This is a genomic window from Gordonia sp. 11cp (assembly GCF_057767225.1).
The window spans coordinates 3,872,674-3,885,615 of record NZ_CM173437.1; the positions used below are offsets into that span (position 1 = coordinate 3,872,674).

10 protein-coding genes, 1 tRNA gene and 1 pseudogene are annotated in these 12,942 nt (G+C 66.9%); 2 read left to right on the forward strand and 10 right to left on the reverse strand.

Annotation, left to right across the window (positions count from 1 at the left end; genetic code table 11):
• Window positions 1–46: 46 nt before the first annotated feature.
• From AC3B6C_RS17305 to orn, 5 genes and pseudogenes are all read right to left on the reverse strand, one after another.
• On the reverse strand, window positions 47–1,345 hold the full coding sequence (locus tag AC3B6C_RS17305) for a dicarboxylate/amino acid:cation symporter (protein WP_014926399.1): 1,299 nt from the start codon (window positions 1,343–1,345) through the stop codon (window positions 47–49).
• Between the two features lie 165 nt (window positions 1,346–1,510).
• Window positions 1,511–2,823 (reverse strand): annotated as a pseudogene (locus AC3B6C_RS17310) (RNA polymerase sigma factor).
• A gap of 3 nt (window positions 2,824–2,826) precedes the next feature.
• Window positions 2,827–3,171 (reverse strand): YciI family protein, encoded by a 345-nt coding sequence (locus AC3B6C_RS17315; RefSeq protein ID WP_488373600.1) that lies wholly within the window; start codon window positions 3,169–3,171, stop codon window positions 2,827–2,829.
• Window positions 3,172–3,340: 169 nt separating this feature from the next.
• Window positions 3,341–3,413: transfer RNA gene (locus AC3B6C_RS17320), tRNA-His, on the reverse strand.
• A 102-nt stretch (window positions 3,414–3,515) separates the two neighbouring features.
• Window positions 3,516–4,115 carry an oligoribonuclease gene (orn, locus tag AC3B6C_RS17325; RefSeq protein WP_044506443.1) on the reverse strand — a complete coding sequence of 200 codons (600 nt, stop codon included), beginning with the start codon at window positions 4,113–4,115 and terminating at the stop codon, window positions 3,516–3,518.
• 62 nt (window positions 4,116–4,177) lie between these two features.
• Between orn and AC3B6C_RS17330 the strand changes: the two genes are divergently transcribed.
• The gene (locus tag AC3B6C_RS17330) at window positions 4,178–5,785 is read left to right on the forward strand and encodes a helicase HerA-like domain-containing protein (RefSeq protein WP_488373602.1); all 1,608 of its coding nucleotides are present in this window, start codon (window positions 4,178–4,180) and stop codon (window positions 5,783–5,785) included.
• A gap of 6 nt (window positions 5,786–5,791) precedes the next feature.
• Here the strand turns inward: AC3B6C_RS17330 and cmrA are convergent, their stop codons facing one another.
• From cmrA to AC3B6C_RS17345, 3 genes are all read right to left on the reverse strand, one after another.
• Window positions 5,792–6,598, reverse strand: coding sequence for a mycolate reductase (gene cmrA, locus AC3B6C_RS17335; RefSeq protein ID WP_488373604.1), 807 nt, complete (start codon window positions 6,596–6,598; stop codon window positions 5,792–5,794).
• 41 nt (window positions 6,599–6,639) lie between these two features.
• On the reverse strand, window positions 6,640–8,703 hold the full coding sequence (locus AC3B6C_RS17340; RefSeq protein WP_010841662.1) for an NADPH-dependent 2,4-dienoyl-CoA reductase: 2,064 nt from the start codon (window positions 8,701–8,703) through the stop codon (window positions 6,640–6,642).
• 64 nt (window positions 8,704–8,767) lie between these two features.
• Window positions 8,768–9,316, reverse strand: a complete 549-nt coding sequence (locus tag AC3B6C_RS17345) for a PadR family transcriptional regulator (RefSeq protein ID WP_010841661.1) — start codon at window positions 9,314–9,316, stop codon at window positions 8,768–8,770.
• Between the two features lie 140 nt (window positions 9,317–9,456).
• Here AC3B6C_RS17345 and AC3B6C_RS17350 point away from each other — a divergent pair, with 140 nt between their 5' ends.
• Entirely contained in the window at window positions 9,457–10,776 is a 1,320-nt protein-coding gene (locus tag AC3B6C_RS17350; protein ID WP_055474740.1) for a uracil-xanthine permease family protein, read from the forward strand.
• Here the strand turns inward: AC3B6C_RS17350 and AC3B6C_RS17355 are convergent.
• A complete protein-coding gene (locus AC3B6C_RS17355) occupies window positions 10,759–12,492 on the reverse strand; it encodes an alpha/beta hydrolase (RefSeq protein WP_488373605.1) in 1,734 nt (577 codons plus the stop codon). The genes AC3B6C_RS17350 and AC3B6C_RS17355 overlap by 18 nt on opposite strands.
• The gene (locus AC3B6C_RS17360) at window positions 12,492–12,869 is read right to left on the reverse strand and encodes a hypothetical protein (protein WP_488373606.1); all 378 of its coding nucleotides are present in this window, start codon (window positions 12,867–12,869) and stop codon (window positions 12,492–12,494) included. Before AC3B6C_RS17360 ends, AC3B6C_RS17355 begins: the two co-directional genes overlap by 1 nt.
• Window positions 12,870–12,942: the final 73 nt, after the last annotated feature.

Below are 12,942 nucleotides of genomic sequence, written 5' to 3' on the forward strand. Positions count from 1 at the left end.
GAGGGTCGTCGACTGTCCGTGAATCGCCGTCCCGCCGGGAACCCCGTCAGTCGGCGTCGTCCGCGCGAGCGAACGCGCCGGAGTACTCGCTGACATCGATCTCCTCGGACACCACGGTCTTCTTGTCGTTGTAGACGTCGCGGTCGATCTCGTCGTCGGCGTTGGCCACGAGCATGGCGACGAAGGTGTCCCCGTTGACGTTGAGGAATGTCCGGAAGATGCCCGCGAACCAATCCACGGCGATGAGAATGCCCACGGCTTCGAGCGGGAGGTCGAGTGAGGTCGCGAGAAATGTTGCGATGACCGGGAATCCGCCGGGGACCGTGATCGTGCCCATGTTGAGCAGGATCGCGAGGCCCATTCCGAGCGCGATGTCGCCGACGGAGAGCTCGACGTTGCCTGCCTGGGCCAGGAACATGACGACGATCATGTAGTTGAGAACCGCGCCGTAGGAACCCATGGTGAGGCCGATCGAGAGCGTGAAGTTGGCGATCTTCTGACTCACGCCGATCTTCTCGACAGTGTTCTTGAGGACGGTGGGGAAGGTGACGGCCGAGCTCGTCGTGGTGATCGCGATGGTGGTCTGTTCCGCGAGTTTTCCCGGCAGCCGTGCCGGGTTGAGGCGGGTCCGGGCGGTGACGACCACGACGAACAGCACGAACAGGATCGCCACGCCGAGCGCCGTGGTGCCCAGGTACTTGACGGCGGTGGTCACCACCGAGAGCCCGACGTCGCCGGCGAGTGAGGCGAGAAGGCAGAACACACCGATGGGTGCGATGTACATGACCAGCCGGATCATCGTCAGGATGATCTGCTGGATCTGGTCGATGAACGTCAGGACGCGGTCGTCGCCGGACTTGGTGATCTGCATGCGCAGCGCGACGCCGAACAGCAACGCGAAGATGATGATCGGCACCATCGTGGCCGTGGACATCGCCTCGAACACGTTCTTGGACACGAAATTGAGGAGCGTGTCCTGCCATCCTGTTGTCTGACCGGCCTCGTCTTCGAGTGTCGGGTCGAGCTCGCCGTCGAATACCATCCCGGCGCCGGGTCTGATCAGCACACTCAGTCCCCATGCCAGTACCGCCGCCACGACCGAGAATCCGAGCATCCACTTGACGGTCCGAAAGGCGATGCGGCCCGTGCCCGCGCCCGACATCGACGCTGTTGCCACGATCACCGACGCGAGAACGAGCGGCACGATGGACATCTGGATCAGGCGGATGAACATGTCGCCGATGAACTTCAGGTTGGCGGCCCACTCACCGACGACCAACCCGAAGATCAAGCCGGCGATCGCACCGAACCCGATCTGCAACGCGGGATGCTTCAACGCCTTCACGGACTCTCCTCGGACGCAGGGTGCGGCCGACAGCCGCGTGTCACGGCCTCTCGCCGAATGTGGGCGAGACGCTAGTGCGACGTCGCTTCGACGGTGTGTCATCGGTTTTACGGCAGGGTTTCGTCGCACGTCGGCGGGCGGAAGAATGCGGCTCCTGATGGGAGTTCACCGATCGGACGGCGTCTCGTTCACGAGGCCGGACAGTGCGTCGGCGAGATAGTCGTCCTCGGCGACATTCCCGGGCAGCTCGAGCGCCCGACGGTACGCGTCGGCCGCGCCACGGTCGTCGCCCAGTTCGGAGAGCGTGAGTGCCCGGGCGATGTGGAAGGGCCGGAAGCGGTCGAGCTGCTTGTCCGACCGCAACCGATCGAGCATCTCGATGCCACGAGCCATACCGTAGGCGCGCCCGACGGCGACGGCGCGACCGACGCGCACCACGGGCCCGGGATCGTGTGCTTCCAGAAGCCGGTACAGGACCGCGATCTGTGTCCAGTCGGTCTCGGGGGCCGTGGGCGCTTCGGCGTGCACCGCGGCGATCGCGGCCTGGATCGTGTAGGGCCCGGCATCGGTCTGTGCCGCAGCGCTTTCGGCGAGTGTGATGCCCTCCACGGCGAGGTCCCGGTCCCACAGCTCGCGATCCTGGTCGCCCAGCGGAACGGGACGCCCGTCGGTGTCGAGTCGCGCCGGACGACGGGACTGGGTGAGCAGCAACAACGACAGCAGCCCGGTCGTCTCGGCGCGGGGGAGCAGCGAGCGCAGGGTTCGTGCGAGAGAGATCGCTTCGTCGGTGAGGTCGTCGCGTACGTGCGAGTCGCCGGCCGAGCGGGCGTAACCCTCGGAGAACATCAGATAGACCACCCGCAGGACCCCGCCGAGCCGGGCGGGGAGATCGTCCTCGTGCGGTGGGGTGAACGGAACACCCAGCGCGCCGATCCGCTTCTTGGCGCGCACGATTCGCTGTTGGGCCGTCGGGACCGGAATCAGCAGGGCGTGCGCGACCTCGGCGGTGGTCAGCCCGGCGACGAAACGCAGGGTGAGTGCGATCCGGTCCTCGGCGCGCAGCACGGGGTGGTGCACGCGAAGAACATCCCGAGTCGTTCGTCGGGCAGTTCCGGTGGCGGCGCATCTGCAGGGTCCGCGAAATCCGGATGCACCGGTACGCGTTCGGTGTCGGCGTGCAGCCGGGCGAGCTTCCCGGCGAGGACGGATTCGCGGCGTATCGCGTCGAGTGCCTTGCGTTTGGCCGTCGTCGTCAGCCACGCCTCGGGTGAGTCCGGTACCCCGGTTCGGGACCAGGTGGTCAGCGCCTGCGCGATCGCATCCTGCACGGCGTCCTCCGCGAGGTCGAGGTCGCCGAATCTCCTGGTGAGAGTGGCGAGTACACGCGCGCGGACGTCTCGGTCGACGGCGGACACCGCCCGGCGGGCCACGGATTCCGCGGACTCCGTGGTTGCCGGGCGGTGGGGAGGACTCGGCATCGATCAGTACGGTGCGAGCGGCCGGATCTCGACGTGACCGCCGGGCGCCGAGCCGGGGCTGCGTCGGGCCCACTCGATCGCCTCGTCGACGTTCGCGACGCCGATGACATAGACCCCGCCGACGAACTCCCGCACTTCCGCGAACGGCCCGGACGACGCCACCACCCGCTCGCCGCTGTCGTCGGTGTGCACGACCGCGCGCTCGTCCTCCAGAGCGAACGAATTGACCACGACGCCGGCCTTGGTGATCTCCTCGTCGAAGGCGAAGAACTCCTCGGGGCTCGCGCCCCCGTCCTCACCACACGCCGGATCGTTGACGTGTCCCATGAGCAGCAATGCGTACTTCATCGTTCCTCCAGTTCTCGGCCGCACTTCTCCGCCGATGTGGCTTCGGTGCCGAACCGGATCGGTCCGACACCATGGTGACGTACGGCGAGCACGGGTATCGACAGCAGGACGAAAGAAGTTCCGAGACGCGAAAAACCCCGCCTGCGGCTCGCAGGCGGGGTTTCGTCGGGGTGGATGACGGGACTCGAACCCGCGACAGCCAGGATCACAACCTGGTGCTCTACCAACTGAACTACATCCACCATCGGCGTCGGAAACCTGGGCATACGCGCCGGGCCTCAGAGCCATCAATACTCTAGCGGGTCGGTGCCGTAGAACTCCAATCGGTTACCGGACCAGCGTGTTCACGCGGGGCCGAGGTCCTTGACGATCTCGGCGAGGGCATCGGTGTCCGGGCCGGGAGCGGGTACGAACGCCGCCGCGCGGTAGTAGCGCAGCTCGCGGATCGACTCGCGGATGTCGGCGAGCGCCCGGTGCGCGAGGCCCTTCTCCGGCTGACCGAAGTAGACCTTCGGATACCAGCGTCGACACAGCTCCTTGATCGAGCTGACGTCGACCATGCGGTAGTGCAGGTAGGCGTCGAGTTCGGGCATGTCCCGGGTGATGAAACCGCGGTCGGTGGCGATCGAGTTGCCGGCAAGCGGCACCGCTCCGGCGGTGGTCACGTGCTCGCGGATGTAGTCCAGGACCAGCTTCTCGGCCTCGGCGAGGGTGACCGTGGACGCCCGCACCTCCTCGGTGAGACCCGACGCCGCGTGCATCTTGGTCACGACGTCCGGCATCGAGGCCAGGGCGGCATCGTCGGCGTGGATCACGACGTCCACACCGTCGCCGAGGATGTTGAGGTCGCTGTCGGTCACGAGGGCCGCGATCTCGATGAGTTTGTCCGACTCGAGTCGGAGTCCGGTCATCTCGCAGTCGATCCACACCAGTTTGTCCTGCACCCGACAACCTTAGCCAACCTCATCCGCAGATCCGCGGGAGATCGGCGCCCGCGGGCTATCGTGTGCTCGTGACCGAAGCCTCCAGTCCCGCCGAGGGTAGTCCAGCACAGGGCAGTCCAGCACAGAGTGTCGCCGCCGGATACGCGTTCACCACACCCACACTCGAACTGGGGGCGGTCTCGGTCTCGGGGCAGGTCGATCCCGAGGCCAAGGTGCGTATCCCGTTGTCGATGATGAACCGGCACGGACTCGTCGCCGGAGCGACCGGGACCGGGAAGACCAAGACGTTGCAGCTGATCGCCGAGCAATTGTCGAGCAACGGCGTGCCGGTCGTCATGGCCGACATCAAAGGCGACCTGTCCGGGCTCAGCCGGGCTGGTGCGAGCAACGACAAGATCGTCGACCGAGCCCAGCAGACCGGCGACGACTGGCAGCCCGCGGCACACCCGGTCGAGTTCGTCTCGCTGGGTTCGGAGGGGATCGGGGTGCCGATCCGCGCGACCATCACCTCGTTCGGGCCCATTCTGCTCAGCAAGGTGTTGGGGCTCAACGCGACTCAGGAATCGACGCTGGGCCTGATCTTCCACTGGGCGGCCAAGAAGGGCCTACCGCTTCTCGATCTCAAGGACCTGCGGTCGGTCATCGCATTCCTCACCGGCGACGAGGGTAAGGCCGAACTGAAAGGGATCGGCGGGGTGTCGCGACAGACCGCGGGCGTGATCCTGCGCGCGCTGACGAATCTCGAGGCCGACGGCGGTGACACGTTCTTCGGCGAACCCGAAGTCGATCCCGCCGACCTCATCCGGACGGCGGCCGATGGGCGCGGAATCATCACGCTGTTCGAGCTCGGCACGCAGGCGGCCCGACCCGCCCTGTTCTCCACCTTTCTCATGTGGATCCTGGCCGACCTCTTCGAGTTCCTGCCCGAGGTCGGCGACCTCGACAAACCCAAGCTCGTCTTCATCTTCGACGAGTCGCATCTGCTTTTCGACGACGCGTCGAAAGCGTTTGTGGACCAGGTCGTCCAGACGGTCAAACTGATCAGGTCGAAGGGCGTCGGCGTGTTCTTCTGCTCTCAGCTGCCGACCGACATCCCCAACGAGGTGCTCTCGCAGCTCGGTGCACGAGTCCAGCACGCGTTGCGCGCCTTCACCCCCGACGACCAGAAGGCGCTGCGCACGACGGTCAAGACTTATCCGGTGTCGGAGATCTACGACCTCGAGCAGGCGCTGACGTCCCTCGGCACGGGCGAGGCGATCGTGACGGTGCTGTCCGAGCGCGGCGCGCCGACACCGGTCGCCTGGACGGTGATCCGAGCGCCACGGTCGGCAATGGAGGCGATCGGCGCCGACGCGATCACGGGGGCCGCGAAATCCGGGCCGCTGTATGCGAAGTACGGCACGCCGGTCGATCGGGAGTCCGCCTACGAGATGCTCGCGGCGAACACCCTCGGACCTGGTGAGTCCGCCGACGCGCCGGCACCGGTTCCGGCACCACCGCCTGCGCCCGCCCCGACACCCGCACCGGGTCCCGCGCCGGAGGAACCAGGGCTGCTGACCGAGGTGCTCACGAGCAAGCCGATGCAGAGTTTCCTGCGATCGGCGGCGAGCGCGGCCGGGCGTGAGTTCAGCCGCGCGATCTTCGGCACGGGGCGTCGCCGGCGGCACTGACCGCCGTTATTCGGCGCTGAACTTGCGGTAGAACCCGCCGACGATCGGCGCCACCACTGCGCGTGGTGTGTATCCACCGGCGACCGACATCGCCTTCGACAGGCTGCCGGGTACTACGCGCATCTTGTTGTGCGCCAATGCATCCAGACTCATCTCGGCGACCTTGGCCGACGAGTGCCACAGAAAGTCCGGCACGACCTTGTCGACGATCGACGCCTCGTCGGGGGTGGGGGTGTGGGTACGTACCGGTCCGGGTGCGAGGAGGGTGACGTGGACGCCCTGCCCGGACACCTCACCGCGCAGCGACTCGCTGAAGCTGTTCACAAAAGCCTTCGACGCCGCGTACGTCGCATTGTTGGGGATCGGCATGTTCCCGGCCGCCGAGCCGACCATCAGGATGCCGCCCGAGCCGCGTTTCACCATCTGCGGCAGCACTGCCAGGGTGAGGTCGTGGACGGCGTTGACGTTCAACCGGACCTGCGCGCGTTCGTAGTCGGCGTCGAGGTCGGTGACCGGACCGAACGTCGCGATGCCCGCGTTGTTGCAGAGAATCGAGATGTCGCGACCAGCGAACTCGGCGGCCAGCACCTCTACCTTCGTCGGGTCGGACAGATCGACGGCACGGACCTCGACCGAGACCTCATGTGCCGTGCGCAGTTCGCCGGCGAGCTCTTCGAGAAGCTCACCGCGGCGGGCGACGAGGACCACCGAGTGGCCACGAGCGGCCAACGCGCGTGCGAGTTCCCGTCCGATCCCGGACGAGGCCCCGGTGACGACGGCGCGGGCGGTGGCGGAGGGCGGCGGTACCGGCATGTCGCAATGGTAGCCGCCGCCTCTCACGCCGAGGCCGACCGTCAGTCGATACCCGCGGCGACCTCGGTGCCCTGGCGGATCGCACGCTTGGCGTCGAGCTCGCCCGCGTAGTCGGCGCCGCCGATGACGTGCGTGGTGACACCGGCCAACGTCAACGGGTCGATGAGATCGCGTACCGATTCCTGGCCCGCACAGATCACCACGTTGTCGACCTCGAGGACGCGGGTGTCGGTGACGTTGCCCTCGTCGTCGCGGAAGCTCAGATGCAGTCCCTGGTCGTCGATCTTGTCGTATGTGGCGCCGCTGATCTGCTCGACACCCTTCATCTTCATCGTCGCGCGATGCACCCAGCCGGTGGTCTTGCCGAGCGACTTGCCCTGCTTACCGGCCTTGCGCTGGACCAGGTAGACCTGGCGCACCGGGGGGAGCGGCCGTGGCTTGGTGACGAAGCCGGGCTTCTCCGGGTCCTCGGTGACGCCCCATTCCTGTTCCCATTCCTTGAGGTTCAAGGTCGGCGACTCGTCGGTCGTGAGGAACTCACTCACGTCGAAACCGATTCCGCCGGCACCGATCACGGCCACACGTTTGCCGATCTCCCGATGCCCGAGCACCGCGTCGGCGTAGGACATCGCCATCGGGTGGTCGACGCCGGGGAAGCTCGGTATGCGCGGCACGACGCCGGTCGCGACGATCACGTCGTCGAACTTCTCGGCGATGATGGAGTCGGCGTCGGCGCGGGTGTTCAGCCGGACCTCGATGCCGAGCACCTCGATCTGGCGGGTGAAATAGCGGATCGTCTCCTTGAACTCCTCCTTGCCGGGAATCTTTGAGGCGATGGAGAATTGGCCGCCGATCGCGTCACCGCCCTCGAACAGGGTGACCTTGTGACCGCGTTGTGCGCCGGCGACGGCGGCCGACAGGCCGGCCGGGCCCGCGCCGATCACTGCCACGCGCTTGGCCTTTCGCGTCGGACCCAGGATGAGCGTGGTCTCGCGACCCGCGATCGGGTTCACCAGGCACGACACGTGTTTGCCGACGAAGGCATGGTCGAGGCAGGCCTGATTGCAGCCGATGCAGGTGTTGATCTCGTCGGACCGACCCTCGCGGGCCTTGTTCGCCAGGTGGGGATCGGCGAGGAACGGGCGGGCCATCTGGATGGCGTCGACGCGTCCGTTCGTGAGGATCTCCTCGCCGAGTTCGGGGGTGTTGATGCGGTTGGCCGCGATCAGCGGGATCGACACCTCGTCGCGGAGACGTTCGGTGAACTTCACGAATGCGCCGCGGGGCACCGAGGTCACGATCGTGGGGACCTGGGCCTCGTGCCAACCGATGTCGGTGTTGATCGCGTCGACGCCGTACTGCTCGGCCTTGCGCGCCATCAGCGCGACCTCGTCCCAGGTCTGTCCCTTGCGGATGAGGTCGGCGATCGACTGGCGCAGGATCACGGGGTAGTCGCGGGGCACCTGTCGGCGGATCTCCTTGATCACCTCGACCAGGAAACGCTGGCGGTTCTCGGTGTTGCCGCCCCATTTGTCGGTGCGATCGTTGGTGTGCGGGCAGAGGAACTGGTTGATGAGGTAGCCCTCGCCGCCCATGATCTCGATGGCGTCGTAGCCGGCTCTGCGGGCGAGCTTGGCGGACTGGCCGAACGACTTGATGACGTGGCGGATGATCGGCTCGGTCATTCGAAGGTGCTTGAACGGGTGGATCGGCGACGGATCGGTGCCGGGCGCGACCTTGAACGGGGTATAGCCGTAACGCCCGGCGTGGATCAGCTGCATGGCGATCTTGCCGCCCTCGTCGTGCACGGCTTTGGTCACGCGCTTGTGGCGGGTCATGTCGACGACGTTGGTCATCTTGCCGCCGGCGAACGCGAGCAGGCCGGTCCGGCTCGTGCCGAAACCGCCGGTGATGATCAGTCCCGCACCACCTTTGGCCCGCTCCGCGAAGTAGGCGGCCAGTTTGTCGGTGTCCCAGAACCGGTCTTCGAGGCCGGTGTGCATCGACCCCATGACCAATCGGTTCTCGATGGTCATGCCGCCGATCTGCAACGGCGTGAACAGGTGCGGATAGTGCTGGTTCGGTTGTGCCGTCGGGGCTGACATGGCGCGACCTTTCATCTCGGTGAACCTTGGTGGGCTGTGTAGTTGGGCTGCGGGCGTTGCGAACTCAGCTCTGGGACAGTTCGCGTTCGAGTCCGTGGATGACCTCGTCGCACCATTCGATGTATCCCTGCTCCTGCCGGATACCGCCACGGAGAACGAGGTACTGGTGCAGCTTGCGACCGGTGAGCGCGTCGGGATCGGGGTAGTAGTCGTCCTGGAAACCGGTGTAGAGCTTGAGCTGTGCGAGATGTTCATCGCGGTGCGCCTTCAGCTCACCGATGATCGCGGCGAGGTCACCGAATTCCGCGGCCCGTAGCTTCACCCCGATGTCGCTGCGAAGCGGTTGCAGCGGTGTCGGACTCATCGCCCAGTCGGCGAGAGCGTCACGGCCGGCGTCGGAGATCGTGTAGACCTTCTTGTCCGGGCGGCCGTCCTGGCTGACCGATTCGACGCTGACCAGGTCGTCGTCCAGGAGCTTCTTGAGCGTCCGGTAGATCTGCTGGTGAGTGGCCGACCAGAAGTAGCCGATGCTGCGATCGAACTGCTGACCGATCTCATAGCCCGTTCCTGGTCGCTCGGCCAGCGACACCAGAATCGCGTGTTCGAGCGCCATGAGAGCAAAATACCGTGCAACAACGCACTATGCAACGAGGTGTATATGAGTCGAGTTGCATATGCACGCCGTCTGGGCCGCGGGGGAGGCCCGACCCCGAAGTGAGGCGACGATGACCTCCGTGCCGCAGACTGTTCGGCATGGACGAACCGGAGACGAGGTCTCGGAATCTGCTGTCGTGGAAGCTGACCGACAACGTGGTGGTGGCACCGGAGGAACGGCTGACCTGGCCGCGCACGGTCAGCATCGGTCTGCAGCACGTGGTCGCCATGTTCGGCGCGACCTTCCTGGTACCAGTGCTGACCGGATTCCCGCCGTCGACGACCCTGTTCTTCTCCGGCGTCGGCACGATCCTGTTCCTGCTGATCACCCGCAACCGTCTGCCCAGCTACCTGGGTTCGAGCTTCGCCATCATCGCGCCGGTGACGGCCGCCGTCGCGTCCGACGGTGCGTCGTCGGCGCTGGGCGGGCTGGTGGCGGTCGGCGCGATGCTCGTGGTCATCGGACTCATCAGCCATTTCGCCGGCGTCCGATGGATCGAGACCCTGATGCCGCCGGTGGTGACCGGCGCGATCGTCGCTCTGATCGGTCTGAACCTCGCTCCGGCGGCCAAGAACAACTTCGTCGAGGACCCCGTTCTCGCAACCATCGTGCTGGTGTTGCTGGTCGCCTCCGCGGTCCTGTTCCGGGGCTTGCTCGGACGGCTCGCGATCTTCCTGAGCGTCGTGGTGGGATATGTCCTCGCGCTGGTCCTCGACCGGATCGACAGCGACAACGACTTCATCGACACCTCCGGTATCGGCGATGCGGCGTGGATCGGTCTGCCCGACTTCCAGACACCCACCTTCGATCTGGGTGTCCTGCCTCTCTTCCTCCCCGTGGTGCTGGTCCTCGTCGTGGAGAACATCGGCCACGTCAAGTCGGTGGCGATGATGACCGGCAAAGACTACGACGCCACCATGGGGCGCGCCTTGGCTGCGGACGGACTGGCCACGATGCTGGCCGGCAGTGGCGGCGGTTCGGCCACGACGACGTATGCCGAGAACATCGGCGTGATGTCGGCGACCAAGGTGTACTCGACCGCGGCCTACTGGGTGGCCGGCGGCGCCGCGATCCTGCTGGGGCTGTCGCCCAAGGTCGGCGCCGTGATCGCCGCGATTCCGCCCGGCGTGCTCGGCGGTGTCACGACCGCGCTCTACGGTCTGGTCGGCGTGATCGGCGTGCAGATCTGGGTGAGCAACAAGGTCGACTTCTCCAAGCCGATCAACCAGTTCACCGCCGCGATCCCGCTGATCATCGGCATCGCCGACTACACCTGGCAGGTCGGCGACCTCGTCTTCGCCGGAATCTCCCTGGGGTCGGTCGCGGCGCTGGTCATCTATCACTCCATGCGACTCATCGGTCGATGGCGGGGGACGGTCGACGTCGGCAGAAACGGGCAGTCACCACGGGAGACGTAACGGAATGTCGGGGACCGGGCCCGGCAGATCGATGTCGCCGTCGGCGCGATCGCTGAAGAGGTACAGCCACCACAGCGGAGCGGGCGCACCGAGAGGCGGCGGGAGTTCGGGGACGTCGGGCCGGCGCGGCACGTAGAGGTCGGGGTCTGCGCCGGTGATGACCTTCACCATGTTCTGGAAGGCCGTTGATTCCGGGTCGTTCCAGTAGGCGCCGTGCGTGACGAGACCCCCGTCGACCGTGCGCCCGTTTCCGTCGACTGTGCGCCCGTTTTCGTCGACTGGGCGGCCGGTTACGTCGACTGTGCCGGTGTCGAGCCTGATCACGCCGGGCGCGGTGTCGGGGTCGTGGCCGTGGGGGTTCCCGGGGAAAGACTGCACGTAGTGGATCGGGTCGCCGGGAAAGGTGAGCGAGTACCGCTCGACGCCCGCGGGGTGCGGGGTGGCGTAGATGCCGGTGCCCGCCGATGAGGCGTAGACGACCCGGTCGACGGACAGGCCGAGTTGTTCGGCCGAGCCCACGACCGATCCGCCGTAGCTGTGGCCGATGTAGGTGGTGGTCGCCGCGGGCGCGTGACGAGCGATCTCGGCGTCGAGTTCGGAACCGAACAACTCCAGACGGTGCGCCATCGCGGCGGCGAAGCTCGTGCGCGCCGCCGCGCGCAGGTCCGGCGGCAGGTCACCGTCGAGGTAGAGGAACACCGGGCCGCCCGTACGCGCCGCGAGTTCGGTTGCAGCTGTGCGGTTGCGACCGACCACGGTGTCGAGAGTGGTGCCGGTACCGGGGACATAGGTCGCGGTGTTGGTGGTGTCGGACCGCAGCGATCCGATCATCTCGACCATGCGGCCCCGAGGTGTGTTGACGAAGGTGATGAAGGTCCGCTCGACGAGTCCGTCGTCGCCGCGGCGGGATGCTTCAGCGCTCGGTTCGGGCAGGGGGTCGAGCAGCCCCCGCAGAGTCCGAGCTCGGAGTCCCTGTCCGCGGCCGGCCTCGACCTCGTCGGCGAGCGCGTTGCGGATGTTGATCTCGTTGGCCTGGGCACGGATCGCGAACGGGACACCTGGCAGGTTCCCGATGACATGCGGGTTCGCCTGCATCAGGCGGCGCACATCGGCTGGGCTCATCTGTTCCACGACGTCCCGGACCCGGGTCGGCGTCAGCGTCTCCAACAATCGGACCGCCGCGTCGGCATCGGATGCCGTACCGCCCGGCAGCCGGACATCGGGCTGACCGGTGCTCATCGACGCGAGATCGGCGGCGAAACCCTCGAGTCGTTCGCCATAGCGTTCGTCGAGGATGTCCACGGTGTCGAGGGCGTCGGAGACGGAACCCGCGAGAAGGGTGGCCTGTCCGGCGAGACCGGCGTCGGGGTGGGTGACGGTGCCGTCGTCGAAGACGGTGAAGCCCAGATTTTCTGCCCCTCGGACGACGCCCAGCGCGAAGTCGCGCGCGTGGTCGAGGTCGGCGCCGGCGTCGGTCGCCTCGTCGGCGACCATGTGCAGCACGTTGCGTATCTCGCCGGCATGATCGTGTTCCGCCCAGAGGACCTGATGCGCCGCATCATGCGTGTCACCCGACCACGACGACGCCGAGTCGAAGGCTCGGACCGCGGTACCGATGCCGGCGTCGAGGGACTCCGCGACACCGGACGCCGCAGAACCGGCGTCGGCGAACGACTGCGGACTCCACGCGCGCAACTGCGAGACGGTGGGCCGCATCAGCGGTCCTCGAGGTCGCGGAACCGCGCGCCCGAGCGGACGTCGGCGGCACTCGTCGACGCGTCGAACATCCGCAGCATTCTGCCCATCACGGTCAGGCGCTCGCCGACCGAGTCGACCGCCGAGCGCGCGGGGTGGGCGGTCGCGGACAGTGCCCGAGCGACCCGGCTCGACGGGCCGATGACCGCGCCGATGGCCTCGACATCAGCGGCGTGGATGGCGATCCCGGCAGACTGCCAGACGCGGGCGATCTCCTGGACCTCGGCGGGATCGACACCGAACAGCGAAGTCGCCGAGTCGGTTTGGTCACGTCGGCCCGCTGACAGCGGACCGGATGGCAGGGGCGGAAAACCGGAGAGTGGGCCGGGGAGCGTCATGATCCTCCAGGGGTCGCGACCCACCGATCTGTGGGGCAGGACTATGACGCACGGAGTGCCCTGAACGGTTCCC